We start from the raw sequence: 24,815 nt of genomic DNA on the forward strand, positions 1-24,815 counted from the left end.
CTAGAGGGGAACCCCGCGAAATCGCCTCCTCCCCAGCCCGACCGACGAGCGAGCTGTCCACAGGTTTCGCCCGCGATCGGTCGCTGTCGGCACCGGCCGATACGATCGATGTATGCGCGTTGCGACCTGGAATGTGAACTCGATCCGCACCCGAGTGGGCCGTACCGTCGACTGGATGGTCCGCGAAGACGTGGATGTGCTGGCCATGCAAGAGATCAAGTGCAAGCCGGAGCAATTCCCCCTGCAGCAGTTCGAAGACGCCGGATACGAGGTCGTTCTGCACGGTCTCAACCAGTGGAACGGCGTCGCCATCGCGAGCCGTCTGCCGATCGAGGACGTCGAGATCGGCTTCCCCGACATGCCCGGCTTCCTCAAGGGGCACGAGGGACCGGACCTGCCCAAGGAGGCGCGCGCTATCGGCGCGACCATCGGCGGCATCCGGGTGTGGAGTCTGTATGTGCCGAACGGCCGCGCGCTCGACGACCCGCACTTCCACTACAAGCTCGACTGGCTTGCCACCCTCGCCGCCGACACGCAGCGCTGGCTCGCCGAGCAGCCCGACCTCCCTCTCGCCCTGATGGGCGACTGGAACGTCGCACCGCTCGACTCGGACGTCGGAGACCCCAGCCTCATCCCCGGCGTCTCCACCCACATCTCGCCGCCGGAGCGCAGCGCCTTCAGCGCGTTCGAGGCGATCGGGCTCACGGATGTGGTGCGCCCGCTAGTGCCGGAGGGCTACACGTACTGGGATTACAAGCAGCTCCGCTTCCCGCGCAACGAGGGGATGCGCATCGACTTCATCCTCGGCTCCAAACCGTTCGCCGATCTGGTGACCTCCGCCAGCATCCACCGCAACGAGCGCAAGGGCGAGGCTCCGAGCGACCACGTGCCGGTGCTGGTCGAACTCGACCTCGGCGTGGACGAGGACGACGACGACCGCCCCATGATCTTCGGCTGACACATCGAGGCACCAGCCACACCGAGACAGCGTCCGCGCGGTCAGCGCAGCGCGCGCAGGTAGCGCCGCCTGGCGACGCGCTGCGCCACCAACAGCAGCGGAAAGAGCGCCCGCCACGGGTGCTCCGCTGCCGCCCGCGTCAACGACCGCACGACGAGTCGCACCTCGTCGCCGTCGCGCTCGACGATGAACGCCTCCTCGCCGCGCACGGGATGCCCAGGGAGGGTCCGGTAGGAGAAGCCGACGCGATCGGCGTCCTCAACCACGCACACCACCTGCACCGGCTCACGCACCGTGATCGTGAGCACGCGCGCCGTGACGATCAGCCGCTCCCCCGGCGAGACCGGCCCGGGATCGACGCGCCCGTCCACGAGGAAACCGCTGGCCGTCTTCACGCGCCAGCGCAGAACGTCCGCGCACGCGCGCATCCACAGGTCGTCGCCGTGGCCGAGCACCGCGGACGACTCGGAGCGGCGGTACCCGGTTTCGCTGGGCGGCCAGACACGGAGCCGGGGGGCTGTCATGCGCATCCACTCGCTCCTATCCACACTCGACTCCGGGGCGAGCGTACCAACCTGCGGGGTGACGCAGCGCGAGCTTGAATCGAACGTGGTATTGATATTGGTATTCGCAACTCTTTTGGGCCAGTATTTGAGCATGGCAAACAGCATCAATCGCTCCCCGTCGGCCACGCGAACCGACCAGGTCGGGCTCGGCATCCCACACCTCCGATCCGGGGAGGCCATCTCCCTCATCTCCTGGCGGCGCACCAGGAACGGGTGGGCCTTCGATGTTCGCAGCGGCCAGTACGTCGCACACAACCCGACGCACTGGCTGCTGCAGGGCGAGACGGGCCGCGTGGTTCTGCCGATCTCCGAGTGGTCGCTTTTCAGCTCCTGACGGCGCGGACGAGCTCCCACTTTTAAAATAAAGCATGTATTGCATCACTGTGATATGCCGAGAAGAATATGCCTCCGAGGGGCAGCGCGGAGGCTCGATCCGGGCACCGTGGCTCACTACCGACTGCCCCGCACCAAGGAGATCAGCATGACAATCGAGAATGCGCAGCCTCGGCGACGCTCCAGCCGCAAGCGGGCCTTCCTCGCTCTCGGCGCAGTGGTCGCAGTCGGCGCAGGAATCACGGCGGCCGCGTTCACCGACTTCGCCAACCTGAACCTGGGCGCCAACGGCATCGGCGCCGACCAGTACAACATCCAGGTCGTCGACACCGACCCGGTGACGGGCGCCCAGATCGACGGACAGTGGCAGGAGGCCGACACCCCCGCCGGCGCTCCGATCGAGCTCGTCGGCGCGCAGACGCTCTTCCCCGGAAGCGCGTCGATCAGCGTCGACATCCCGGTTCGCAACGCTTCCACCACCCTCGCCTCGACGCTGACGCTCTCTCTGGCGCAGCTCCCGGACGCCGGCGCCGATGTCACCGACCCGAACTACCTGTCGAGTCTGCGGTTCTCCTACGCGCAGGCCGGCACGTCGATCGACGCCACCGCCATCAGCGGCACCGACCTCACGTTCGCGGAGCTCAACGCCGTCGCGCTCAACGGTCTCGCCGCCAGCGAGGAGTCGAGCGTCACCATCACGGTTCGCCTGCTCGACCAGGCCGAATCCGGCGCCGCGTTCGACGACAACTCCCTGAACGGCTCCAAGGCGTTCATCCAGGCGCAGTTCAACGGCACCTCCGCCTGACCGCTGCCGTGAGCCTGTACAGCGTGACGCCGCGGTGGACCTCCGCGCGCGTGCTCGCGTCGATCATCGGCGTCGGGGCGTTCGCCCTGGTCGGCCTCACGGCCGCGAGCACTGTCGAGTGGGGAAAGCTGGTCGTCGCGATCGACGGTACGCACAACACCTTCGATCTGCAGGCAGCGGGAAGCGACGAAGCCGGCTGGACTCCGGCCGCTTCATCCTGGGCTCATGGCCGCCCTGACCCGATCGTGGTCGTCCTTCGGGATGCCACGATCGGGCCGGGCAGGTCCCTGTCCACCCGCGTCGCCGTCAGGAACGCCAGCCCCCGTCTCGGCGCACTCATCGCGTTGCACGTCGTGCGCCCCGTCACCCCCAACCCACTCTTCGACCAGCTCCGCTTCACGATCTCGGAGGCCGGTCACGTGTATGCCGACAACGTGGATGCGACGACAGCGTCGACCATCGCGCTGACGGGACCAACCGCATCCGGCGCGTCGCGCACCCTCGACCTGACGATCTCCCTCCCCGCAGACGCCACGGACAGTCTCGAAGGACTGCGCACCCCCGTCAGCGTGCGCTTCTCGGGGGTCAGCGAGTGATCGGCCGCTGGGCGGCCGTCGCCGGCGCGGCGACCATCGCCGCGAGCGCCGCCCTCCTCCTTTCCTCTCCCCCTATCGCGAACGCGGCCCCGTCGGCTCTCACGACAGACGCCACGCCAGCCACCTCGACGGTGACCGTCCCGATGCCAGGGCCGGGACATTCCTCCGACTGGTCGGGCTCGATCGCCAATCCGGGCGCGGACGCCGTGAATGCGTACCTCACCGTCACGGCCGTCGGCGGCTCCACGGCAGAATTCGGCGACCTGCTCACAGCGACCGTCACGCATCCCTCCGGCCGCGTCGTCCTTCCGGAGACTCCCGTCGCCGACCTGCTCGATGGCGCACCGATCGATCTCGGTTCCGTCGCGGCGGGGTCCACCGTCACGCTCAGCGGCACCGTCGCGCTGGCGCGGTCGGCCGGCGACGAGCTGCAGGGGCGCGGAGCCAGCATCGTGTTCCAGCTCACCTCTGTCGAGAAGGCGCCGGAGCCTCCCGTCGCGCTCCCCGACACGGGCTCGACCATCGCGGTCGCGGCCATCGTCGTCGCGGCCATCGCCATCGTCGGCGGCGGTCTCCTGCTGCTCGCCAGACGGAAGAAGGGGAGTCAGTGACATGCGTCGCACAATCGCCCTGCCTCTGATTTCCGCCGGCGTCGTCGCGAGCGTGCTGGCGATCGTCGGCACCACCACGACCGTGAGCGCACTGACCGATCGAGCGTCGCTGACCATCGGCCCGGCCGGTATCGGCTCCGCCGTGCCGTTCGGCATCGTCACCGTCGGCCCGGACGGCACGGTGCACCACGCCCCGCCCGGCTCGGCGGCGGCCCTGCCGCTGACCGGGGACGACGCCTTCGTGCCGGGGCGATCCATCTCCGTCGACCTCGGAGTCGCGAACAACGCGCCCGGCATCGCGGCACAGGTGACCATCGCCATCGGCCCATCGGATGCGGCGGGAACCGGACAGGTGGGCACGTCCCCGAACATCACCCCCTTCATCCGGGTCACGGTCATCGACGCGGCCACGAGCCAGTTGCTGCTCGGCGGAAGCGCCACCGACCCGTCGCAGGGCGTGACCGTCGACCAGGCGAACGCCGTCGTCGGGCGACTCGGGCAACGGGATGCGCCACCGCTCGCCGACGGGGAACCGTGGGCAGCAGGAGCCGCGGACAGCAGGCGCGACCTCACTGTGATCCTGTACTACATCGACACGCCGGAGACCAGCGCGTACAACGGCGGCGCGACAGCCTTGGAGGTGGTGTTCGATGGCTCGTCGAGCTCGTAGACGTTCGAAGCCCAGACGGACCGTGCTCGGCACGATCGGATCGATCATGCTCACGCTCGCGGCGATCGTCGGGGTCGCCGCCGTGGTCGCCGTCGCGGGGAGCGCTCTCCTCGGCGTGCAGCCGGTCGTCGTGATCTCCGGTTCGATGGAGCCGACGCTCCCCGTCGGCTCCATGGTGTTCGCGCAGGAGATTCCCGCGAGCACGGTGCGCGTCGGGGACATCGTGACCACGCAGCGCCAGGACGGCGCGAAGGGCTTGATCACGCACCGTGTCGTGAGCGTGAAGACCACAGGGACGACCACGACGCTCCGCCTGAGAGGCGACGCGAACGCCTCGGAGGACCCGCTGCCGTACGTGGCGAGCTCGGTCGGGAAATACCTCTTCCATGTGCCGTGGGCGGGCACTCTCGCGCTGGCAGCGCGCACCCCGTTCGGCTTGACGGCGATCGGGGTGTACGTCATCGCGCTCGTCGCGCTCGTGATCGTCGGCAGACCACGACCGGCCGCCCGCCCTGCCGATGCGGCGGCGGCGCGGGCGGCAGGACGGGCGGAGGAGCGCGAGGCGGTGGAGAGCTGAGCGCTACACGCGACGGCGCGACGCCTTCAGCGTCAGGACGACCACGTCGTGACCGAACGCGCGCCGAAGCTTCGTCGTCGCGACCACCGGGTCCTCTCCCTCCACCTCGACCACGAACCGACGCTTTTGCGCGGTCTCCACGACCGCTTCGAAGCGCTGCATCAGAACGCCGCCCTGGTGAAGCGTGCGAGCCAGTCGGCGTAGGTGTGGTCTTCGCCGATCGGGCAGTCGCACTCGATGAGGACCAGCTCACCGGTCACGCCGCTGGTGGACTGCTCGAAGTGCGGCGCGTACTCTGCGGGTCGCACCTGGCCGTTGGACGATCTCGTACTCATCGTTCATCTCCTTCGAGGGTGTTGGTGTCGGCCGGTCTGCCCTTGCGGAACCGGCCGTCATTGGGCGGAAACGGGTCGCCGTGGTTGAAGCGCGTCGCCAGGTCGTCCAGCTCGCGTTGGATGGCCGCCTCGACGAGCGAGTTCATGGACCGGTACCCACCCAGCCGTCCCGATGTGCTGAGTACGGCGGTCTCTGCGCTCTTCTTCATGTTCAGACGGATTCGGACCGTCATGGTGGTGCGCAGCGGCTCGTGGAATCCGCTCTCCTCGATCGTCATGTCGCTCCTCGTCGTCGACGTCCACTTGGTCTGTAAGAGCGTGGCTCGGCGTGCGGATAACGCGCTAGAACGCACGTTCTGCCCAGACCGCGGAACGGAAGCCTCCAGCGAGCGAAATGGCAGGAAATGGATATTTCACGAACATCTTTGGGATATCGGCGCTGCGCGCGCCGGACTTGACTCAAATCCGGTCACCGCGGCGACGACCTCATCGTCCGTTTCCCGGAGGCACGTCCAGATCGAGAACAGAGCACCATGCCGTCGTCAGCAGTCCTCCCGGCCGAAACAACGCCACTCATCGGCAGGAAGGCGGACATCACCGACGCGCGGGCCGCGCTCGGCGAGACGCGCATCCTGACCATCGTCGGTGCGGGAGGCGTCGGCAAGACACGCGTCGCGCTCCGGCTCGCGCACGACGTCACGCGGCGGTTCAGGGACGGCGCGGCCTTCGTGCGGCTCGATGACGCCGCCGACTCCTCCGCTGTGCTGCGTGCCGTCGCCTCCGAGCTGCGGGCGCCGGACGCACTGCCGCACCTGATCGATCATCTCGCCGGTCTGGAACTGCTCCTCGTCCTCGACACCTGCGACAGAGTGCTGAGCGGTTGCGCCGAGCTCGTGCTCGCGATCGTCCGCTCGTGTCCGGACGTGAAGGTGGTAGCGACCACACGGGAGGCGATGAAGATCGCGGGAGAGCGCATCCATGTCGTCGCTCCGCTGACCACGCCCGCGGACGATTCGTGCGACCCGCAGCAGCTCGCCGCTGGGGCTGTCGAGCTGTTCGTGGAGCGCTCGCCAGCGGACCGGGATGCGCTGCCGACCGGCACACCGGATCTCGCCTCCATCGCCGCCATCTGCCGTCGCCTCGACGGACTGCCCCTCGCTATCGAACACGCAGCAGGACGCAGGGTCGTGCTCTCGGCCAGGCACATCCTGGACAGGCTCGACCTGGAACTGCTGACCAGCCAGGACCGGGATGTCATCGAACGGCACCGCAGCCTGCGCACGACAATGCAGTGGAGTTACCAGACGTGCTCACCGCTCGAGCAGGAGGCGTGGGCGCTGCTGTCGGTGTTCGACGGGCACTGGGACCCGGATGCGGCGGCGGCGGTGCTCGCGCCGTGCGGGCTCTCCTCAGTGGGGGTGCTCGACCTGATCCAGTCCCTCGTGACGAAGTCGATCGTCGACAGGGCCGAGGCGGGCGGGAGCGTGCGGTACGCGATGCTGGACGCGACGCGGCGGTTCGGGCGCGAGCTGCTGGCCGAGCGCGACGGTCTCGATGCAGCTCGCGAGCGTGTCCGCGACTGGTATCTGGCGCAGCTCACCGAGGGGAACCGCGCCTGGCTCGGCCCGGAGCAGGGGGCCTGGCTCAGCCGATTCAGCCACGAGCTCCCGAGCCTCACGGCCGCGGTCGAGTATTCGCTCTCCGGCGGCCGAAGCCCAGAGACGGCCATCCGGTTCCTCGTGCTCGGCTGGAGGATCGCGTGGGGTGCGCAGGGGCGGCTCGCCGACTTCCTCCTCCTCCTCGAGCGCGCACTCTCCGCGTCGAGCGCATCGACGACGGACCTGGCGATCGGGCTGGCGCTTCACGCGATGCTGCTGGGCCTCGCCGGCAAGCCTGCAGCCGCGCTCTTCGGCGAGGCGCGCGCCATCGCCGTCGAGCGCGGGGACTCCGCTGCGCTCGCGTTCCTGGATGGTGCGGAGGCGACGGCGGCGCAGGAGCCACACGAGAGCGTGCGCCTCTTCAAGCGCGCGCTGAGCGTCACCCCGTACCCGGGCTCGCCGGTCGACGAGGCGTTCTTCAGGGCGGGCCTCGCGCTGGCGTACGAACGGCTCGGATGCGAGCAGGAGGCGACCACGCTGCGCGAGGGCCTGCTGCAGGCCGGTGCGGCGAGCGGCGAGCGGTACGAGGGCGCCGCCCTGCTCCTGCACGCGTCGGCGATGCGCCTGAGGAAGGGCGACGCGAAGCAGGCCAGGGAACTCGCGCGCCACTCGCTCGTCCTGCAACGTGCCCTGATGGCGCCCCTCGGCCTCGCTCACGCTCTGCACGCGATCGGTCGAGCCGAGCTCGCGTCCGGGGAGTTCGCCACGGGATCGATGCTGCTCGGAGCTGCGGAAGCGGTGTGGCGCGGGACGGCGCACCTGCCGCAGCCCGGCCCGTTCTCCGCTGACGCGGCGCGATACAGCTCTGGCGGCTCATCCGCTCGGCTGACCACGATCGTGGGAGGCATCGAGAAGGGCCAGAAACTGTCGGTGGATGAGGCCATCCGGCTCGGGCTCGGAGAGAGAGGCCCGCTCTCGCTCTCGTCCGCCCGGCGCTCCGGAGACGGCCAGCTCAGTGCTCGCGAGTACGAGGTGTGCGACCTGATCACCGAGGGCTTGACGGACCGGGAGATCGCGACGCGGCTGGTGATCTCCGTGCGGACAGTGAACAACCATGTTCAGCGCATCCTGGCGAAGCTGGGCTTCAATTCGCGCACCCAGGTGGTCGCCTGGCGAATGAGAAGTTCTGGATATAACTCGTGAGGTAGCTCATTGGGTATTTATGACTACGCCGTGCGGGCCTCAGAGTTCGATGCTCGGAGTATGACGCAATCCATAGATACCAGCTACGTGGAATACCGTTCCGACCTCCGCGATGACGAGGAACTGATCGGGCTGGTCAGAGGCGGCGGTGACGCTGCCCGGCGCGCATACGCCGAGCTCTGGAAGCGACACGTTCCCTCTGCCCTGGCGGCGGCCAGACGGATCACGACGACCTTCGATGCGGCCGACCTCGCCTCCGAGGCGTTCGCCCGCGTGCTGTCGTCGTTGCAAGCGGGCAAGGGCCCTGAGCTGTCCTTCCGCGCCTACCTCGTCACCACCATGCGCAACGTCGCGGCGCTGTGGGCACGACAGGAAGGCCGGCTCGCCGTGCAGGAGCTCGACGATATGGATGCGATCCCCGAGACGGCCGGTCTCGACCGGCTCGACCGGCTCGCCGGGTTCGAGGCATTCCAGTCCCTCCCCGACCGCTGGAGGAAGGTGCTCTGGTACAGCGAGGTGGAAGACCTCAACCCCACGGAGATCGGTGCGCTGTTCGGCATCACGTCCTCGGCGGCCGCCATGCTGGCCTTCCGCGCCAGGCAGGGCCTGCGCAAGGCGTGGCTGTCCTCCGTCGAGCCGGACGCTCAGAGATCGCCGGCGAGGCCGACGGCCGCCATCGGATCGGCGGCGATGCCGAACTCGCGGCGGAGCGCGGAACGCGCAGCGTTCCAGCCGCACAGTCCGTGAACGCCCGGCCCCGGCGGGGTCGATGACGAGCAGAGGTACACACCGGCGAGCGGGGTCCGCCACGGATCGGTCGACAGGACAGGGCGCTTGAGCAACTGCCGGATGCTCGGGGACCCCGCGTAGATGTCGCCGCCGACGTAGTTGGGGTTGTAGCGGGACGCATCCACGGCCGTGCTGCTGCTGCACGCGACGATGAGGTCGCGGAAGCCGGGCGCGAGCCGTTCGATCGCTCGGGTGATCGTCTCGCGCTGATCGACGTCCGAGCCGGACGGCACGTGCGCGTACGTCCACAGCGTGTGCGCGCCCTCCGGCGCACGCGACGCGTCGAACCCGGTCGGCTGCGAGGCCAGGATGAACGGTGACTCGGCGTGCCTGCCGCGCGAGACGGCGTTCTCCGCCGCCCGCACCTCGTGCTGGGTTCCTCCGAGATGAAGGGTCGCGGCGAGCGCCAGGTCTGGATCGGTCCACGGCACGGGAGCGGAGAGGGCGAAATCGACTTTGGCCGCACCCGGCCCGTAGCGGAACGCTCGCACTGCACGCTCGTAGCGAGGCGGCACAGCGTCGCCCGCGAGGTCGAGCAGTGCACGCGCACTCACGTCGAGCAGCACGGCGCGAGCGGGCGGCAGCTCGGCGAGCGACGACACGGGATGCCCGACCACGATCTCCCCGCCGAGCCGCACGACCTCCGCGGCGAGCGCATCCGGGATGGCCTGGCTCCCCCCGACAGGGATCGGCCAGCCGTACGCGTGCGCGTACGCCCCGATCACGAGGCCGGAGGCGGCAGCCGCCAGCGACGGGAGCGGCTGGATGGAGTGCGCGGCCAGGCCGGCGAGCATCGCGGGGGCGTGGCTCCCGCGGAAGCGGGCCGTCCACGCCGGTGTGCACTGTTCCAGCACGGCCAGCCCGAGCGGAACGGCAGCCGAGAGCGGGGTCGGCACGCGCAGCAGATGCCCGGCCGAGATGCCGGCGATGTCCTGTGCGTGCCGCACCAGCGGCCCCATCAGGCGACGCCAGGCGCGCCCGTCACCACCGAGGCCGTCGACCGTGCGGTCGAGGTCGCGGTAGGCGATCCCCGAGGTTCCGTCGGCCAGTGGATGCGCGTACGACACCTCGGGGATCGCGAACTCGACGCGCTCGGTCAGGTGGAAAGCGCGGAAGAAGGACGATGCGAACGCCATCGGGTGCACAGCCGAGCAGACGTCGTGCCGGAACCCCGGCACGGTCAGCTCACTGGTGCGCGCGCCGCCGCCGATGCTGTCCGCCGCCTCGTAGACGCGGACGTGCAGCCCGGCCCTCGCCAGCGTGACGGCGGCGGCCAGCCCGTTGGGGCCGCTGCCGACGACGACGGCGTCGAGGCGTTCCTTCACGGGGCGGACGGCTGAGCAGCGAGCACGGGGACCTCGGCGGGCTCGGCGAGCGCCTCGGCGGGCGCCTCGACCGGCGGCTCGGAGGGCGTCTCGGCGGGCGCCTCGGCGGGCGCCTCGGCCCCCGGTCCGGCGACCGGCGTCGAGCGCGTCCGCCTCCACGCCTTCACAAGACCGCCGCTCAGCTCTCGGTACGTCACGTCGCGGATGAAGATCGCGTCGATCGCGATCATCGCCAGCGAGAACCACGGCAGCCCCATCAGCACGGCGATGCCGATGTGGAAGCCGAGCATCACGATCAGCGCGAAGATGCGCGTTCCCCTGCGCATCAGGAGCAGCGGGAAGCTCACCTGCACCATCAGCGTCAGGAGTGTCGCGAACGCGACGCCAGGGCCCCAGGTCGTGACGAACGCGCTCAGCTCCGGCCACGGACCGAACTGCGTCACGTGGATCGGGTCGTAGATCGCCGTGCCGCCCGACCAGGGCGCGCCGCCCGCCTTGTAGAGACCGCCGGAGACATAGATGAACGAGACCTGGCAGGCGAGCGCGATGATCGCGAAGTTGTGCAGGATGTTCGTGTAGTGCTCGGGGACCACCTTCTGGAAGCGCCACCAGCGCACGAGGAAGACGCCACTCTTCCCGCGCTTCTCCGCCTTCTCGTCTGCGATCCTGCGACGTCGGGCGTCGACCGACCAGCGGTCGCCGGGAGCGGCGAAGAACATCACCATCAGGGCGATGCGCGTGAGGTTGTCGCTCTGATCGTTCACGTTCGAGTTGGACTCGACCATGGCGACCCAGAAGAAGAAGAGGAAGAACTGCGACAGCCTCGTGCGGTAGCCGATCGCGAAACTGACCGCCAACGCCATGGCGACCAGGTACAGCACCGTGAACAGGAACGGGTTCTGCGCCTGGTCGTGGAACATGGTGAACGGCCACATCTTCACGAAATCGTTGCCCGGGTATGCGAACTGGCCGCTCCACGCCATCCCGGCGCCCCAGGTGTAGAACCGCGTGGAGAAGTTCGTGAGCATCAGGCCGAGCATCATCACGCCCAGCAGGATGCGGGTGACCGCGATGCCGTACGACGCGCGCTTGCCGTCGAGGATCCAGGTCTCGCCCTGCAGGTAGAGGGTCTTCACGAGCGCACCGGCTCCGCGCATCCCGCGGCGGACGAGATCGGCGACGAGGCTGCCGACCCTGGACAAGAGGTTGCGTGTCGTCACTTCGTGGCCACCTTCGCGTTGAGGGGTGCGAATATCTCGGCGAACTGCTGCTCGTTCTGCCCTGGCATGACGATGAGGCCGCGCCAGCCGGTCACCGCGAACTGCAGCGGCGGCAGTTTGGCCTTCGGGTTGTTGCGCTGCTCGAACGGGATGATGTTTTGGCGGCTGGTCTGATACTGCACACGCACGACCGTGCGGCCCCAGACGGCGCGAGCGGCCTGGACCGCGTACGCGTCGGTGTAGCGCTCCTGCACGATGTAGGTGGCGACGGCCATGGTGTTCTTCTGCTCGTTGGCCTGGTTCATCGCCGTCTGCATCCGGCCGAGCCAGTCGTCGCCCTTGAAGTAGTTGAGCTCGGCGATCTTCTTCTGCTCGGGGGTCAGTGCATCCCACGCGCCCTTGAGCGCGGAGGCCTGCTTGACGGCGAGATTGGAGGCGCGCGGCGGGAACAGGTTGTGCACGAGCATCTTCTGCTCGGCATCCACGGCGGAGATCCATTCGGTGGCGATCTCGGCCCCGTCTTTGTCCGCCAGGACGGCGCGGATCCGCAGGTCGTAGTCGCCGTTGATGGGGGCAGGGGCGAAGACGCTCCAGCTCTGCCCGAGCCACGGGATCATGTACTGCGTGAGCAGGGTGCCGGGCACCACCTGTCGCAGCGGCGTCGGCGGCCCGATCCAGAGGAAGCTGGCGAAGATGTGCCACGCCGTGATCAGGCCGACCACGGCGAGAGCGATGCGGGCGCCGCGAGTGCGGCGCTTCGGCGCAGCCGCCGCCGCTGGCCTCTGTGCCGGTCTCGGGTCTGGCGGAGTGGCGACAGGCCGGTCGACACCGGCCTCCTCGTCTCGTTCAGGGGAAAGCACGCTCATGTCTGTCTTCTCCGGGTGGGGTACGAAAGGTTCCACGCAGTAAGAGCGAACAGCGCGCCACAGATAACGTTGCATTCTTCTCTTCGGCCGCGAGCGGACCCGCATAGCGCCGATTCGTGCCGAACGCACGGTTTCGTTACGCCGCGTTTCAGCGGGCACTGCGTGGATGCGGACCGACCGATAGCGTCGAGACACCATGCCGCCCACACCGTCCGCATACCCCGTGGAGTTCGTCGACGTCGGGCGCGCGTTCGTCGCGCCGCGGGTGAAGGGCGAGAAGGCCGCGAGCAGGACGCCACGACCAGTGCTGCGCGACGTGTCCCTCACCGTCGAGGCCGGCGAGGTCGTCGCGATCCTCGGAGCGAGTGGATGCGGCAAGTCGACGCTCCTGCGCATCGCCGGGGGTCTCGACAGCCCCACCGCAGGAGCCGCGCTCATCGACGGAACGGCGGTGGCGGGAATCGACGCGCGCTGCGCCGTCGGCTTCCAAGAGCCCCGCCTGCTCCCGTGGCGCTCGATCGCCGACAACGTCGCCCTCGGGCTCCCCCGCGGGCTCGACCGGGCTGCGGGGCGCGAGCGCGTCGCCCAGCTCCTCGACCTGGTCGGTCTCTCCGCCTCTGCCGGGCTGCGGCCGCGCGAGGTCTCCGGCGGCATGGCGCAGCGCGCATCCCTGGCCAGGGCGCTCGCCCGCAATCCCGGTGTGCTGCTCCTCGACGAGCCCTTCGGGGCGCTGGATGCGCTCACCAGGCTCAAGATGCAGGACCTGCTCCTCGACGTGCACGGAGCAGCGCCCACCACGATCCTCCTCGTCACGCACGACGTCGACGAGGCCCTCCAGCTCGCCGACCGCATCATCCTGCTGGGCGCCGAGGAAGGACGACAGGGCGCGACCATCCGTCGCGTCGTCACCGTGCCGGGCAGCCGCCCGCGCGACCGAGGGTCAGCGGAACTCGCCGAGCTCCGCGCGGAACTGCTCGACGGACTCGGCATCGACCGCCACGGCCACGCCCGCGGCATCCCGTCGACGAACACGATCCCGGCGTTCCCGTACTGATCCTCCCCGTGGCAGCGACCCCAGCGTCGCCCGGCCGCACCACCGCGATCCACAGCAGCGATCCACAGCACAGCAGCACCCCGACTGACTACCTGAGAGGCACCATGCGCCGCACATCCACCATCGTCACCGCCGTCGCCGCGATCGCGGCCGCCGCCAGCCTGATGCTCACCGGCTGCGTCGCCGGCGAAGGCCAGGCCGCCGCCGACCCCCAGAGCACCGCCGGGGTCACGAAGGGCGGGACGCTGAACATCGACTTCGCGACATACAACCCGCTCAGCCTGGTCATCAAGAAGGAGGGCTGGCTCGAGAAGGCGCTGAAGAAGCAGGACATCACCGTGAACTGGGTGCAGTCCGCAGGCTCCAACAAGGCGAACGAAGCGCTTCGCTCCGGCGCTATCGACGTGGGATCGACCGCGGGCTCCGCCGCGCTGCTCGCGCGCTCGAACGGCTCGGCGATCAAAACCATCGACATCTTCTCGCAGCCGGAGTGGTCGGCCATCGTGGTCGGCAAGGATTCGACCATCAGCTCGGTCAAGGACCTGAAGGGCAAGCAGGTCGCCGCCACCAAGGGCACCGACCCGTACTTCTTCCTGCTCCAGGCGCTGGAGGCCAACGGACTCTCGGCGAACGACGTCACCATCCAGAACCTGCAGCACGCGGACGGCTGGTCCGCCCTGCAGAACGGCTCCGTCGACGCGTGGGCCGGGCTCGACCCGATCATGGCGAACGCTGAGAAGTCGGGCGCGAAGCTGATCTACCGCAATGTGGCCTTCAACACCTACGGGTTCCTCAACGCCACAGAGTCGTTCGTCAAGGACAAGCCCGATGTGGCGCAGACCGTCGTGAACACGTACGAGTACGCCCGCGCCTGGGCGCTCAAGCACCCGGACGAGACGGCGAGCATCCTCTCCGAGGTCGCGTCGATCGACCCGTCCGTCGCCACCACCGTCATCACCGAGCGCACCAACCTCGACGTGTCGAACATCCCCGGCGACGCCCAGCTCAAGGTTCTGAAGAAGGTCGGACCGATCTTCGTCTCGACCGGCGACGTGCGCAGCCAGTCCGACATCGACAAGGCTCTCGACACGCTGCTCGACCCGACCTTCGCCAAGAAGGCCGACCCGAGCGCCATCGGAGGCTAGTCTCCGCATGAGCTATCAGAACGCACCGGAGGGCGACGCCGCGATGCTCGCCGTGTCGATGTACGGCACCTCTGCCGCACGCGACGGGGGTCCGCGCGAGCAGGAGCCGGGCGAGCGCGGACGCGGGCGCGGCAGCCAGGTGGATGCGCGCATCCCGTTCCTGTCGCGGCGCTCGACGCGGATCGTCGGCGGCTTCGTGCTGCCGCTGCTCCTGCTCGCGGCGTGGCAGCTCGCCTCGACCTCCGGTGCGTTCAACTCCTCCCAGCTCCCGTCGCCCGCGATGGTGTGGGAGGCTGCGGTGGACCTGGCGCAGCGCGGGCTGCTCGGCCTCTACATCGCCATCTCGACGCAGCGCGTGCTGATCGGCTTCGCCTGCGGTGCGCTCCTCGGACTGGTGCTCGGCGCCCTCGTCGGACTGTCGCGGCTGTGGGACATCTTCTTCAGCTCGACGCTCAGCGCCATCCGTGCCGTCCCGTCGCTGGCGTGGGTGCCGCTGCTCATCCTGTGGTTCAAGATCGGCGAGGAGTCGAAGGTCATTCTGATCGCGATCGGCGCCTTCTTCCCCGTCTACACGACGGTCGCCGCAGCGCTCAAGCACGTCGACCGCCATCTGGTGGAGGCTGGACGCGCGTTCGGCCTGAGCGGGGTGCGGCTGTTCACGACGGTGCAGTTGCCGTTCGTGCTGCCGACGGTGATCTCGGGCCTGCGCCTCGCGCTCGCCCAGTCATGGCTCTTCCTCGTGGCCGCCGAGCTCATCGCATCCTCGATGGGGCTCGGCTTCCTGCTGAACGACTCCGCCAACAACGGACGCACCGATCGCCTGTTCCTCGCGATCATCCTGCTGGCCATCCTCGGCAAGCTCAGCGACTCCCTGATCGGCCTCCTCGAACGCTGGACCGCGCGCCGCTGGGGCTGACGGACCTTCCCCCAGCAATCGAGCCCAGGCTTTCTCACCGTATTCCGCGCCGGAAAGGTGAAAAAGGCTGGGCTCGATTGCCTGGGTCAGCGGCGGCGGGACGCGGCGTATGTGAAGGCGCGGGCGACGGCCCAGAGGACGACGCCGATGGCGAGAAGCGCGAGCGCGATGCCGTACTGACCGGCCGGACGGCCGGAGGTCCACGGGAACACCAGGTAGAGGCAGGTGATCGCTCCGACGATCGGCAGCACCCGCGGGGTGCGGAAGTGCTTGTGGTCGACCGGCTGGCGGCGGAGAACGAGCACGGCGACGTTCACCACCGCGAACACCGCGAGGAGCAGCAGCGACGTTGTGCCTCCGAGCAGCGCCACGATCGAGCCCTTCGGGTCGAGCGAGACGTAGACGATGAGGCCGAGTGCCAGGGCGCTGGTGAACAGGATCGCCGCCCACGGCGTGCGGCGCTTGGGCTGCACCTTGGAGAGGAATCCGGGGAGCACGCCCTGCTTGCTCATGCCGTAGAGCAGACGGCTCGCCATCATCATGTTGATGAGCGCCGTGTTCGCGACCGCGAACATCGAGATGAACGGGAGCAGATCGGCGATGGGGAAGTCCGGCGCCGCCGTCTGCACCGCGGTCACGAGCGGGGTCTCGCTGCCCGCCAGCTCGCCGATCGGGACGAGCGCCACGACGGTGATCGAGACGAGCACGTAGATCACGGCGGTGATGCCGAGGCCGGTGAGCATCATCTTCGGGAAGATCCGGCTCGGGTTCTTGGTCTCCTCCGCCATGTTGACCGAGTCCTCGAAGCCCACCATCGCGAAGAACGCCAGCGACGTCGCCGTGCTCACCGCCAGCAGGATGCTCTTGTCCTCCGGTGTCTCGAACGCCACGACGCGGGAGAAGTCGGCGTTGCCGCCGCCGATCGCCCACAGGCCGATCATGATGACCAGCAGCAGGCCGGACAGCTCGACGATGGTCAGCACGACGTTCAGCCAGACGCTCTCCGTCACGCCGCGCAGGTTGACGAGCATGATCAGCACGATGAACGCGAGCGCCACCAGCAGCGTCAACCCGTTGTCGTCCGGCAGGCCGAAGCCGACGGACAGGTTGACGGCGAATGCGCGGGATGCGGTCGCCGCCGAGGTGATGCCGGACGTCATCACGATGAAGCAGACGATGAACGTGAAGAAGTGCACGCCGAACGCCTTGTGCGTGTAGAGCGCGGCTCCGGCGGCCTGCGGGTACTTGGTCACGAGTTCGAGGTAGGAGAACGCGGTCACGGTGGCGACGGCGAACGCGAGCAGGAACGGCAGCCAGGCGGCGCCGCCCACCTCCGCGGCCACCTGGCCGGTGAGCGCGTAGACGCCCGTTCCGAGGATGTCTCCGACGATGAAGAGCAGGAGCAGTCCTGGGCCGAGCGCCCGCTTCAGCTCCGGCTGCTCGCCATCGGCGGTCTTGATGACCTGGGTCCAGGAAGGATTGCTCACGTTCGCTCCGTTGTCGATCGAGGGTGGGAGCTACTTTATGTGAAAGTTCTCAGAATTGTCACCCGAACGGGGTGCGACATGCTGGTATACCCCGCGGAACCGCCACGGCGACAGAAATCCTCAGCGCTTGCGTCCGGTGAAGTTCTCCATCGAGGAGTAGACGCCGAAGAGGTTGCCGGCCACCGCATCCCACGCCCGGAGCGGCAGCAGCCCTCTGAGCGTGCGGGCGAGGCCGACCGACCACGGGAGCAGCAGCATCGGCCGCCCGGCGAGCATCGCCTTCCAGACCCTGTCGACCACATACTCCGGGTTGAGGATCGGCGTGAGCAGCGGGCCGCGCGCGCCCTCGAACATCCCGGTCGAGATGTAACTCGGGGCGACCGTCGTCACCTTGACGTGACCGAAGCCCTGCTGCAGCAGCTCAAGCCGCAGGCTGTCGCTCCACCCGATCACGGCCGACTTGGATGCGGCGTACACGCTCATCCGCGGGTTCGACACCGTCCCCGCCGCCGACGCGATGTTGACGATGCGCGCCTCGCGGGAACTGGAGATCATCGCGGGAAGGAACTCGCGGGTGATGTACATCGGGGCGAGAGCGTTGACCTGCATGGTCTGCCGGGTGTCCTCGCCGTTGTCGTGCTCCCAGAAGTACTTGCCGCGCACGATCCCCGCGTTGTTGATGAGCACGTCGATGCCGTCCAGCTCCTTGCGGACGACCTGCGCGGTCTGCGCGATGGCGCCGAGCTCGCCGATGTCGAGGACGAAGGGATGCACGGTGGTCGCCGGCCGCCCGGCCGACGAACTCGGCGACCGGCCAGGGCCGCCCCACGGCGACGCGCTGCGCTGGTCCATCACCTGGGCGCGCAGCTCGGCCGTCACCACGGAGAGCGCCGCTTCGTCGCGGTCCCAGAGGACGACGGCGGAAGCCCCCTCGCGCACGGCGCGCTCGGCGTACAGCTTCCCCATCCCCGATGCGGCCCCCGTGATCAGCACGCGGGCGCCTCGAACCGTTCTCGTCATGGGTCCATCATCGCAAGTCGCGGGCGTGCGCGTCAGCGGCAGTCGGTGCCCGTGGAGGTCGGCGGTCGGCGGTCGGCGGTCGGCGGTCGGCGGTCGGCGGTCAGCGACGCGCGCGATAGTCCGCGCGCTGCTCCGCGCTGAGGTGCTCTGTGGCGTAGCTCAGCATGGTGCGCGGCATGGCAGCCGCGTGCCCGTCGAGGAAGGCGAGCAGCGCATCCCGATCGACACGCTTGCCGACCTCCCTGAGCATCCAGCCGACGGCCTTGTGCATCAGGTCCTCCTTGTCGTCGAGCAGGAGGGCGGCGAGCTCGAGCGTGGTGGAGGCGTCTCCGTGCTTGATGAACGCGAACGAAGACAGCACGGCGACACGACGCTCCCAGAGCACGTCGCTCGCCGCGAGATCGAAGAGCAGGCCGCGTGGGCGGTCGAAGAGGAACTCGCCGAGGACGAACTCGGCGGAGGCGTCGACCAGGTCCCAGTTGTTCACCCTGCCGCGGCGGACCGCATCCAGATAGAAGGAGGCGATCTCCTCCCTGCGCGCCTCATCGCGGCTGCGAGGGCGACTGGCGAGCTCGAAGTCCTTGTTCAGGATGATGAGCGCGGCCAGGCGGTGCTCGTGCACCTCGCTGTCGAGCAGCTCGCGGAGCTGGTCGAGCGGCATTCCGCCGAATCGCTTGGCGACGGCACGGGTCTGCGGCACGCGCACGCCGATGAAGACGTCGCCGTCGCCGTACTGGCCCGGACCGGTCTTGAAGAAACGCTGAAGGAAGAGCGCGTCCTCCGGATCGGCGACCTCCGCGAGCGCATCCCGAACCTCTGCTGCCGTCACGAGGCCGAGCATACCGGTGGAAAAATGCGTCTCCGAGGCGTCGGGCGCAAGGGAAGACACCGGATGGGCAAGAAAACGTCGAAGACGAGTGGATAGGCTCGAATGCGGGTGCAATCGGCGCCCGGACCAGTGCCGCAGTCGCGGACGACCAACGACGGGAGGTTCGTCATGTCACAATTCGTTTCCCAGTTCAGTGCAAACGCCATTGTCGGAGAGCCCGAGGTCGTCGAGGACGTCCGTTCCGTGCGGTCGCTTGCGACGCATCCCGCCTGGCTGGCCCTCAAGGAGGCCGCGGTCGCGCTGCAGCGGGTGCAGGTCAAGGACGGCTCGGTGCCGGTGGAGGCCGACAAGGCCGCAGCGGCACAGCAGGTGGATGCGATCGTCGCGTCGATCGCCGAGCTCGCGCCGCACTTCCCGCACGACGCCGCATACCTGGACGCGCTCCGCGCCGACTTCCGCCGCTGGGCGGACGATGGCTTCGGCGTGCCCGACTTCCTGGACGCGCTCAACGCGTTCCAGCCCCAGCAGCACCGCGTCGACGGGCTCGGCCACCTGGTCGTGTTCCCGATGTACACGCAGAACGGCTCGACCAACCGCCTCGTGGAGGCTGTGCTGGTCGAGGTGATCTGGCCGGAGTTCATCGCGGAGCTGGAGGCGGGCGACTACGGCAACAAGCTGTTCGTGCCGCTGCGCTTCGTGGACTTCACGCCGGGCTACGACACGAATTCGGCCGTCCTCTTCCCGGAGACCGTCGCCATGCGCGAGATCCCCACCTTCACCTGGGGAGCGATCTTCCAGGACCGCGAGGCGGCGCGCTACCGGCGCGTGGTCAGGGCGGCGTCGGAGATCACCAAGCTGGAGCTGCCGGAGGATGCTGCGGCGATGCTGGAGGACCAGAAGCTCGCGGAGGAGACCTTCGTGATGTGGGACCTCATCCACGATCGCAGTCACATGCGCGGGGACCTGCCGTTCGATCCGTTCATGATCAAGCAGCGGATGCCGTTCTTCCTCTATTCGCTGGAGGAACTGCGCTGCGACCTGACGGCGTTCCGCGAGTCGGTGCGCCAGGAGCGGGAGCTGAAGGCGCTGCCGGACGCCGAGCTGTCGGAGGCACAGCGCCAGATCCGCGACCACGCGAAGCTGGTGCAGTACGCGGTGATCTTCGACCGGATCTTCCGGTTCGCGATCACCGGCAGCCGGGTGCGGAACTACGACGGGCTCGGCGGCCAGTTGCTGTTCGCGTGGATGCACCAGCACGACGTGCTGCACTGGACCGACACCCAGCTCACCATCGACTGGGACGGCGTGCCCGAGGTCGTCGTCGCCCTGAGCGACCAGATCAACGACCTCTACTGGCGGTCCATCGACCGGCCCAAGGTGTCGCACTGGCTGGCCGCGTACGAGATGCTCACCCAGACCCTCACCCCGAACCCCGCATCCAACTGGGCGCGCGGGCTCCCGGACGAGATCCTCGCCGGTGTCCCCAAGGGATACACCGACCAGGTACTGGACGACGAGTTCCCGCTGTCGATGTTCTACGAAGCACTGAACAAGAAGATGGCAGGCGTCATCGAATCCACCTCCGGCATCACCGGCCACTCGGACGAGAAGTGACGGAAGGTGTGACGGAAGGTCTGCCCCTCACCGGGCGGCTGGTGCTGGTCGCCGGTGCGACCAGCGCCAGCGGCGAGGCCGTCTCGCGTTCGCTGGTCGCAGCGGGCGCGACGGTCCTCGCCGTCGGCACGCGGCCGGAGGCGCTCGACGCCCTGGCCGCTGCCGTGCCCGGCGTCGACACCAGGGTCTGCGACCTCTCCGACCGGGATGCGGTGGCCGAGCTGGCCATGCGCATCCACCTCAAATTCGGGGCGATCGACGGGCTGATCCACCTGGTCGGCGGCTGGCGGGGAGGCGGCGGCATCGCCGGGCAGTCCGACGACGACTGGGACTTCCTGGAGCGCGGGTTTCGCACGCTGCGGAACACGACGCGCGTGTTCTACGACGACCTCGTGGCCTCTCCGGCTGGGCGGCTCGCGATCGTGTCGTCCACCGCGGTGGACGCTCCGTACGCCGGCGGCGCGAACTACGCCGCGGCGAAGGCGGCGGCGGATGCCTGGACGCGCGCTATCGCCCAGGGCTTCTCGAAGCAGGCGCCGAACGCGGCCGCCGTGGTCTTCGTCGTGAAGACGCTGGCCGGGCTCGAGGGACGCCTCGGCGAGGGCGTCGTGAACCTGTGGGAGACCGATCCCTCCACAATCAATGGCACGCGCGAGTTGCTCACAACTCCCGCGGACGCTGCGAACTGACTCTCACTCTCCTGCAAGGATGGATACGTGACGCTACAACTCCATGACCTCAACCTGCGCGGTTTCGCCTCGGACAACTACGCGGGAGTCCACCCCGAGATCCTCGACGCCATCGCTGCGGCCAACGAAGGCCACCAGATCGCCTACGGCGAAGACGTGTACACGGCCAGGCTGCACGACGTGTTCGCCGAGCACTTCGGCGACGGCGTGCAGGTGTTCCCCGTGTTCAACGGCACCGGCGCCAACGTCGTCGGACTGCAGTCGATGATCCCGCGCTGGGGCGCCGTGGTGTGCGCGAAGACGGCGCACATCAACACCGACGAAGCCGGAGCGCCGGAGCGGGTGGCCGGGATCAAGCTGCTCCAGGTGGAGACGCCGGACGGCAAGCTCACCCCAGAGCTCATCGACAAGGAGGCCTGGGGCTGGGGCGACGAGCACCGCGCGCAGCCCCTCGTCGTGTCGATCACGCAGACCACCGAGCTCGGCACGGCGTACAGCGTCGACGAGGTGAGGGCGATCGCCGATCACGTTCACTCGCTCGGCATGAAGCTCCACATGGACGGCGCCCGCATCGCGAACGCCGCCGCGTCGCTCGGGGTGCCGCTGCGCGCGTTCACCACCGATGCGGGAGTGGATGTGCTCAGCTTCGGCGGCACGAAGAACGGGATGCTCTACGGCGAGGCCATCGTCGTGCTCAACCCGGCGGCGTCCGAAGGGCTGCTCTACCTGCGCAAGCTGAACATGCAGCTCGCTTCGAAGATGCGCTTCATCTCGGCCCAGCTCATCGCACTGCTCACCGACGACCTCTATCTGCGGTCGGCGTCGCACGCGAACGCGATGGCGAACCGGCTGCGCACCTCCCTCGAGGCCGGTATTGCGGACGGCAGCATCGTCGGCGTCGGGTTCAGCCAGGAGACGCAGTCGAACGGCGTGTTCGCCACTCTGCCTGCTGGGGTCGCCGACAGGCTGCGCACGCATTTCCGCTTCTACGACTGGGACGCCGCGCGTCGCGAGGTGCGGTGGATGTGCTCGTTCGACACCTCCGAGCACGACATCGACGCCTTCGTCGCCGCACTCAAGCAGGAACTCGCGGCATAGACTGTCCGGTTCTTGCACTACAGCGTCGGGTTTTTGACGTCAAGGGGCACGGACACCCCAAGCGAGGGCCAGAATGACACTCCTACTGGGGTACAAATCGTGTCCTCCATTTGACCCACAACGGCTCGATCTTCGGTAGTCTGTAATAGCCGGCGGAGGAACCCGAATATCCTCCGAAGGTAACCCCGAACGTATGCCGGGCTGCGTGAATTCCCCTAGGTTCACGCACCCGGCATCGCGGTTTTAACCGGCGGATTCCGTCCAGTAGCTGTAGCTCGACGCCTGGACGAAGCCGAGCCCTTCGTAGAGGGCGACGGCGGCGGCGTTGTCCGCCATGACCTGCAACCACAGGCGCTCGACGCCGTGGTCCGCGGAGGCGTCGGCGACCGCACGGATGAGGGCGGCGGCGTGACCGCGGCGGCGCGCCTCCGGGCGGGTGGCCACGGCGAACAGCCCGCCCCACCCGTTCACGATGGCGAGACGCGCGACCGCGTCAGGCCGCTCCGGCGCACCGGAGCCGACGTAGAGCGCGGGCACCCCGATGAGGATGCGCTCAGCGACAGCCTGCGCCGCCGAGTCGCCGCGCCCGTCGACCGACCACCAGAGCTGCATCCACGGTCGTGAGGGGGTGGATGCGACAGTGACGGCCGCAGAGGCTTCCGCGATCCTCGCACGGTCTGCGACCAGGATGTGCGTGGCCGAGTGTTCGCGGTAGCCGCGGGCTCCGAGCTCGGCGGGGAGGGCCGCATCGGTGGCGGGACTGACCTGGAACACGGCGGGCAGGCCACGACGACGGTACGCCTGCTCGGCGGAACCGACGAGCGCGGGCAGGGCGACCGCATCCACCTGGCCGGACGGGAGCACGGAGTTGGCACGGTTGGTGACGCCGTCTGCGAAGCGGAGCGTCCACGGGCCGAGTTGCTCGCGTTCGAGCGCCGGCCAGCCGCGGTCGGCGAGGTCGTCCAGCTCGGCGGGCGACGGGAGAGGAAGCACGACGGCAACGCTACCTGCTCCCTCGCGCGCCGCCGCCGAACCGGGCGCAGTGCGTCCACACCTCCACCCACGCCGCCGGTGTCAGCTCGCGGGGCAGTGCGTCCCGCGACACGCCCGCCGCGGCCAATGCCGACCTGCGCTCCGCGGCGGGGACGCCGACGGCGCGGGCGAGGATCGCATCCATCCCCCTCCCCTGGCCGGTGAAGACCGAGGCGACGAAGCGCTCGTATGATGTGCGTTCCGTCGTGGGGATCAGAGGGACGGGTCGACGCTCGACGGTGAGGAGGCCGCCGTCGACGGACGGGCGCGGACGGAAGCCGTCCGCGGGCACGCGAGCGTGCAGCGCGAAGTCGAACCAGGGCGCGGCCTGCGCCGTCATCATCGTGCGCCCGCCGACGCCCGCGCGTTTGCGGGCGACCTCCCACTGGGTGATCACGATGGCTGTCCGCCACCGGCCGGAGCCGAGCAGACGCCGCAGGATCGGGGTGGTCAGGTGGAACGGGAGATTGCCGACGACGACCTGCCGGTCCAGCGGGAAGCGCAGCGCATCGGCCTGGCGGATGTCGGCGGACGGCAGGCGCTCGGCCAGACGGCGAACGCGGGCGCCGTCGAGGTCGATCGCCAGGAGGTCGCGGCCGAGCCTGGCCAGGTGCCGGGTGATGGCGCCGTCGCCCGCGCCGATCTCGAGGATCGGGCCGTGCGTCGCGCGAGCGAGCGCCACGACGCGTTCGATGGTGGCGTGGTGGACGAGAAGGTTCTGTCCGAGTTCATGCCTGCCGCCGACCGGGGCGACCGGACGGGAGGGGCGGGATGGACGGGAGGGACGGGATGGACGGGAGGAACGGGTAGGCACGAGGAACTCCAGCAGCGATAGATGGAGCGCCCGCGGAACAGGTCGGAGGCAGCACGAACGGCTTCCGCATCCGGGGCGCGAAGGTCTCCGGAGGTACGGCGCGATCGGTGGATCGGTGGGAGCGCGCCGTCAGGCGCGACGCTCCCGCGCGATCACGCGTCGCCCGCAGGCGACGCTGTTCAGTGTTCCCATACACAGCACGGTATGGCACCGGCCGCGCCCGCGTCCAGGGGCGGCTCGTGGATGCGCGTATCGGCGGACTCTGTTCGGCTCGGTTGACTCGGCCGGGGACGCGAGTACCGTCGATTCGGCCGAGAGGCCGAGAGCCTGACCCGAAAGGACCGCAGATGACCGAGGCACTGACCGACGCCCAGGTGGAAGGACTCGGCGCGAAGACCGTCGCGCACGTGGTCCACTATCGGCGCAAGACCTACGTGACCAGGCCGTCGGAAGGGTACGCACTGCTGAAACGCGTGCGCACCCTCCTCAAGGACGGCACGACCGATCTGGTCCCCCTCGTTCACAGAGACGGTTTCGTCTGGCTCGCCATCGGGCCGGGCATCCCGATCGCGGTGGACGAGATCGAGACGGACGCGGGGCACAGCGAGCATCACACGCTCAAGCGGCTCGGGCTCGACTGAGCGAGGTCGGCTCGACTGAGCGAG

At 68.9% G+C, this 24,815-nt stretch carries 28 protein-coding genes; 16 read left to right on the plus strand and 12 right to left on the minus strand.

The window, feature by feature from the left end; translation table 11 throughout:
• Window positions 1-112: 112 nt before the first annotated feature.
• Entirely contained in the window at window positions 113-958 is an 846-nt protein-coding gene (locus ACYVGI_RS03695) for an exodeoxyribonuclease III (RefSeq protein ID WP_460631300.1), read from the plus strand.
• 41 nt (window positions 959-999) lie between these two features.
• Here ACYVGI_RS03695 and ACYVGI_RS03700 read toward each other — a convergent pair whose 3' ends face one another.
• Window positions 1,000-1,488 carry a DUF1990 family protein gene (locus tag ACYVGI_RS03700; protein WP_460631301.1) on the minus strand — a complete coding sequence of 163 codons (489 nt, stop codon included), beginning with the start codon at window positions 1,486-1,488 and terminating at the stop codon, window positions 1,000-1,002.
• Window positions 1,489-1,615: 127 nt separating this feature from the next.
• On the opposite strand from ACYVGI_RS03700, the gene ACYVGI_RS03705 reads away from it, so the two are divergent.
• The 6 genes from ACYVGI_RS03705 (at window position 1,616) to ACYVGI_RS03730 (ending at window position 5,116) form a co-directional block, all read left to right on the plus strand.
• On the plus strand, window positions 1,616-1,858 hold the full coding sequence (locus ACYVGI_RS03705) for a hypothetical protein (RefSeq protein WP_460631302.1): 243 nt from the start codon (window positions 1,616-1,618) through the stop codon (window positions 1,856-1,858).
• A gap of 147 nt (window positions 1,859-2,005) precedes the next feature.
• The gene (locus ACYVGI_RS03710) at window positions 2,006-2,662 is read left to right on the plus strand and encodes a hypothetical protein (protein WP_460631303.1); all 657 of its coding nucleotides are present in this window, start codon (window positions 2,006-2,008) and stop codon (window positions 2,660-2,662) included.
• Window positions 2,663-2,685: 23 nt separating this feature from the next.
• On the plus strand, window positions 2,686-3,258 hold the full coding sequence (locus ACYVGI_RS03715; protein ID WP_460631304.1) for a hypothetical protein: 573 nt from the start codon (window positions 2,686-2,688) through the stop codon (window positions 3,256-3,258).
• Complete coding sequence (locus ACYVGI_RS03720) at window positions 3,255-3,869, plus strand: LPXTG cell wall anchor domain-containing protein (RefSeq protein WP_460631305.1); 615 nt, start codon at window positions 3,255-3,257, stop codon at window positions 3,867-3,869. Before ACYVGI_RS03715 ends, ACYVGI_RS03720 begins: the two co-directional genes overlap by 4 nt.
• A gap of 1 nt (window position 3,870) precedes the next feature.
• Window positions 3,871-4,539, plus strand: a complete 669-nt coding sequence (locus ACYVGI_RS03725) for a hypothetical protein (RefSeq protein ID WP_460631306.1) — start codon at window positions 3,871-3,873, stop codon at window positions 4,537-4,539.
• Window positions 4,540-4,561: 22 nt separating this feature from the next.
• The gene (locus ACYVGI_RS03730; protein ID WP_460631307.1) at window positions 4,562-5,116 is read left to right on the plus strand and encodes a signal peptidase I; all 555 of its coding nucleotides are present in this window, start codon (window positions 4,562-4,564) and stop codon (window positions 5,114-5,116) included.
• 3 nt (window positions 5,117-5,119) lie between these two features.
• Here the strand turns inward: ACYVGI_RS03730 and ACYVGI_RS03735 are convergent, their stop codons facing one another.
• The 3 genes from ACYVGI_RS03735 to ACYVGI_RS03745 are packed head-to-tail and all read right to left on the minus strand — an operon-like array spanning window position 5,120 to window position 5,729.
• Complete coding sequence (locus ACYVGI_RS03735) at window positions 5,120-5,278, minus strand: hypothetical protein (RefSeq protein ID WP_460631308.1); 159 nt, start codon at window positions 5,276-5,278, stop codon at window positions 5,120-5,122.
• Window positions 5,278-5,451: a hypothetical protein gene (locus ACYVGI_RS03740; RefSeq protein WP_460631309.1), complete on the minus strand. Its 174-nt coding sequence runs from the start codon at window positions 5,449-5,451 to the stop codon at window positions 5,278-5,280. Before ACYVGI_RS03740 ends, ACYVGI_RS03735 begins: the two co-directional genes overlap by 1 nt.
• The gene (locus tag ACYVGI_RS03745) at window positions 5,448-5,729 is read right to left on the minus strand and encodes a hypothetical protein (RefSeq protein WP_460631310.1); all 282 of its coding nucleotides are present in this window, start codon (window positions 5,727-5,729) and stop codon (window positions 5,448-5,450) included. Before ACYVGI_RS03745 ends, ACYVGI_RS03740 begins: the two co-directional genes overlap by 4 nt.
• Window positions 5,730-5,984: 255 nt before the next feature.
• On the opposite strand from ACYVGI_RS03745, the gene ACYVGI_RS03750 reads away from it, so the two are divergent.
• Both ACYVGI_RS03750 and ACYVGI_RS03755 read left to right on the plus strand, forming a co-directional pair.
• Entirely contained in the window at window positions 5,985-8,252 is a 2,268-nt protein-coding gene (locus ACYVGI_RS03750; RefSeq protein WP_460631311.1) for an ATP-binding protein, read from the plus strand.
• 60 nt (window positions 8,253-8,312) lie between these two features.
• Window positions 8,313-8,999, plus strand: coding sequence for an RNA polymerase sigma factor (locus ACYVGI_RS03755; protein WP_460631312.1), 687 nt, complete (start codon window positions 8,313-8,315; stop codon window positions 8,997-8,999).
• Here the strand turns inward: ACYVGI_RS03755 and ACYVGI_RS03760 are convergent.
• The 3 genes from ACYVGI_RS03760 to ACYVGI_RS03770 are packed head-to-tail and all read right to left on the minus strand — an operon-like array spanning window position 8,897 to window position 12,452.
• On the minus strand, window positions 8,897-10,366 hold the full coding sequence (locus ACYVGI_RS03760; RefSeq protein ID WP_460631313.1) for a phytoene desaturase family protein: 1,470 nt from the start codon (window positions 10,364-10,366) through the stop codon (window positions 8,897-8,899). The genes ACYVGI_RS03755 and ACYVGI_RS03760 overlap by 103 nt on opposite strands.
• Window positions 10,363-11,586, minus strand: coding sequence for an HTTM domain-containing protein (locus tag ACYVGI_RS03765; protein ID WP_460631314.1), 1,224 nt, complete (start codon window positions 11,584-11,586; stop codon window positions 10,363-10,365). Before ACYVGI_RS03765 ends, ACYVGI_RS03760 begins: the two co-directional genes overlap by 4 nt.
• Window positions 11,583-12,452 (minus strand): DUF5819 family protein, encoded by an 870-nt coding sequence (locus ACYVGI_RS03770; RefSeq protein WP_460631315.1) that lies wholly within the window; start codon window positions 12,450-12,452, stop codon window positions 11,583-11,585. Before ACYVGI_RS03770 ends, ACYVGI_RS03765 begins: the two co-directional genes overlap by 4 nt.
• Before the next feature lie 196 nt (window positions 12,453-12,648).
• On the opposite strand from ACYVGI_RS03770, the gene ACYVGI_RS03775 reads away from it, so the two are divergent.
• From ACYVGI_RS03775 to ACYVGI_RS03785, 3 genes are all read left to right on the plus strand, one after another.
• Complete coding sequence (locus ACYVGI_RS03775) at window positions 12,649-13,506, plus strand: ABC transporter ATP-binding protein (RefSeq protein ID WP_460631316.1); 858 nt, start codon at window positions 12,649-12,651, stop codon at window positions 13,504-13,506.
• Between the two features lie 104 nt (window positions 13,507-13,610).
• Window positions 13,611-14,651, plus strand: a complete 1,041-nt coding sequence (locus ACYVGI_RS03780; RefSeq protein WP_460631482.1) for an aliphatic sulfonate ABC transporter substrate-binding protein — start codon at window positions 13,611-13,613, stop codon at window positions 14,649-14,651.
• Between the two features lie 7 nt (window positions 14,652-14,658).
• Complete coding sequence (locus ACYVGI_RS03785; protein WP_460631317.1) at window positions 14,659-15,567, plus strand: ABC transporter permease; 909 nt, start codon at window positions 14,659-14,661, stop codon at window positions 15,565-15,567.
• Between the two features lie 86 nt (window positions 15,568-15,653).
• Here ACYVGI_RS03785 and ACYVGI_RS03790 read toward each other — a convergent pair whose 3' ends face one another.
• The 3 genes from ACYVGI_RS03790 to ACYVGI_RS03800 form a co-directional block, all read right to left on the minus strand.
• Complete coding sequence (locus tag ACYVGI_RS03790; protein WP_460631318.1) at window positions 15,654-17,054, minus strand: APC family permease; 1,401 nt, start codon at window positions 17,052-17,054, stop codon at window positions 15,654-15,656.
• Between the two features lie 120 nt (window positions 17,055-17,174).
• Window positions 17,175-18,074 carry an SDR family NAD(P)-dependent oxidoreductase gene (locus ACYVGI_RS03795; protein ID WP_460631319.1) on the minus strand — a complete coding sequence of 300 codons (900 nt, stop codon included), beginning with the start codon at window positions 18,072-18,074 and terminating at the stop codon, window positions 17,175-17,177.
• Window positions 18,075-18,174: 100 nt separating this feature from the next.
• The gene (locus ACYVGI_RS03800; protein ID WP_460631320.1) at window positions 18,175-18,903 is read right to left on the minus strand and encodes a DNA alkylation repair protein; all 729 of its coding nucleotides are present in this window, start codon (window positions 18,901-18,903) and stop codon (window positions 18,175-18,177) included.
• Window positions 18,904-19,071: 168 nt separating this feature from the next.
• On the opposite strand from ACYVGI_RS03800, the gene ACYVGI_RS03805 reads away from it, so the two are divergent.
• The 3 genes from ACYVGI_RS03805 to ACYVGI_RS03815 are packed head-to-tail and all read left to right on the plus strand — an operon-like array spanning window position 19,072 to window position 22,304.
• Window positions 19,072-20,517, plus strand: a complete 1,446-nt coding sequence (locus ACYVGI_RS03805; protein WP_460631321.1) for a DUF6421 family protein — start codon at window positions 19,072-19,074, stop codon at window positions 20,515-20,517.
• 8 nt (window positions 20,518-20,525) lie between these two features.
• Window positions 20,526-21,206: an SDR family oxidoreductase gene (locus ACYVGI_RS03810; RefSeq protein ID WP_460631322.1), complete on the plus strand. Its 681-nt coding sequence runs from the start codon at window positions 20,526-20,528 to the stop codon at window positions 21,204-21,206.
• A 27-nt stretch (window positions 21,207-21,233) separates the two neighbouring features.
• A complete protein-coding gene (locus ACYVGI_RS03815; protein ID WP_460631323.1) occupies window positions 21,234-22,304 on the plus strand; it encodes a threonine aldolase family protein in 1,071 nt (356 codons plus the stop codon).
• A 243-nt stretch (window positions 22,305-22,547) separates the two neighbouring features.
• Here the strand turns inward: ACYVGI_RS03815 and ACYVGI_RS03820 are convergent, their stop codons facing one another.
• Window positions 22,548-23,297 carry a GNAT family N-acetyltransferase gene (locus ACYVGI_RS03820; RefSeq protein ID WP_460631324.1) on the minus strand — a complete coding sequence of 250 codons (750 nt, stop codon included), beginning with the start codon at window positions 23,295-23,297 and terminating at the stop codon, window positions 22,548-22,550.
• Window positions 23,298-23,307: 10 nt separating this feature from the next.
• On the minus strand, window positions 23,308-24,150 hold the full coding sequence (erm, locus tag ACYVGI_RS03825) for a 23S ribosomal RNA methyltransferase Erm (RefSeq protein WP_460631325.1): 843 nt from the start codon (window positions 24,148-24,150) through the stop codon (window positions 23,308-23,310).
• A 347-nt stretch (window positions 24,151-24,497) separates the two neighbouring features.
• On the opposite strand from erm, the gene ACYVGI_RS03830 reads away from it, so the two are divergent.
• Window positions 24,498-24,791: a hypothetical protein gene (locus ACYVGI_RS03830; RefSeq protein ID WP_235500577.1), complete on the plus strand. Its 294-nt coding sequence runs from the start codon at window positions 24,498-24,500 to the stop codon at window positions 24,789-24,791.
• Window positions 24,792-24,815: the final 24 nt, after the last annotated feature.

This window comes from Leifsonia lichenia (assembly GCF_054780215.1).

Coding starts and splice junctions, on each gene's coding strand:
- ACYVGI_RS03695 (WP_460631300.1), top strand. CDS start 113: ATGCGCGTTGCGACCTGGAATGTGAACTCGATCCGCACCCGAGTGGGC.
- ACYVGI_RS03700 (WP_460631301.1), bottom strand. CDS start 1,488: ATGCGCATGACAGCCCCCCGGCTCCGTGTCTGGCCGCCCAGCGAAACC.
- ACYVGI_RS03705 (WP_460631302.1), top strand. CDS start 1,616: ATGGCAAACAGCATCAATCGCTCCCCGTCGGCCACGCGAACCGACCAG.
- ACYVGI_RS03710 (WP_460631303.1), top strand. CDS start 2,006: ATGACAATCGAGAATGCGCAGCCTCGGCGACGCTCCAGCCGCAAGCGG.
- ACYVGI_RS03725 (WP_460631306.1), top strand. CDS start 3,871: ATGCGTCGCACAATCGCCCTGCCTCTGATTTCCGCCGGCGTCGTCGCG.
- ACYVGI_RS03735 (WP_460631308.1), bottom strand. CDS start 5,278: ATGCAGCGCTTCGAAGCGGTCGTGGAGACCGCGCAAAAGCGTCGGTTC.
- ACYVGI_RS03740 (WP_460631309.1), bottom strand. CDS start 5,451: ATGAGTACGAGATCGTCCAACGGCCAGGTGCGACCCGCAGAGTACGCG.
- ACYVGI_RS03745 (WP_460631310.1), bottom strand. CDS start 5,729: ATGACGATCGAGGAGAGCGGATTCCACGAGCCGCTGCGCACCACCATG.
- ACYVGI_RS03750 (WP_460631311.1), top strand. CDS start 5,985: ATGCCGTCGTCAGCAGTCCTCCCGGCCGAAACAACGCCACTCATCGGC.
- ACYVGI_RS03755 (WP_460631312.1), top strand. CDS start 8,313: ATGACGCAATCCATAGATACCAGCTACGTGGAATACCGTTCCGACCTC.
- ACYVGI_RS03770 (WP_460631315.1), bottom strand. CDS start 12,452: ATGAGCGTGCTTTCCCCTGAACGAGACGAGGAGGCCGGTGTCGACCGG.
- ACYVGI_RS03775 (WP_460631316.1), top strand. CDS start 12,649: ATGCCGCCCACACCGTCCGCATACCCCGTGGAGTTCGTCGACGTCGGG.
- ACYVGI_RS03780 (WP_460631482.1), top strand. CDS start 13,611: ATGCGCCGCACATCCACCATCGTCACCGCCGTCGCCGCGATCGCGGCC.
- ACYVGI_RS03785 (WP_460631317.1), top strand. CDS start 14,659: ATGAGCTATCAGAACGCACCGGAGGGCGACGCCGCGATGCTCGCCGTG.
- ACYVGI_RS03795 (WP_460631319.1), bottom strand. CDS start 18,074: ATGACGAGAACGGTTCGAGGCGCCCGCGTGCTGATCACGGGGGCCGCA.
- ACYVGI_RS03805 (WP_460631321.1), top strand. CDS start 19,072: ATGTCACAATTCGTTTCCCAGTTCAGTGCAAACGCCATTGTCGGAGAG.
- ACYVGI_RS03830 (WP_235500577.1), top strand. CDS start 24,498: ATGACCGAGGCACTGACCGACGCCCAGGTGGAAGGACTCGGCGCGAAG.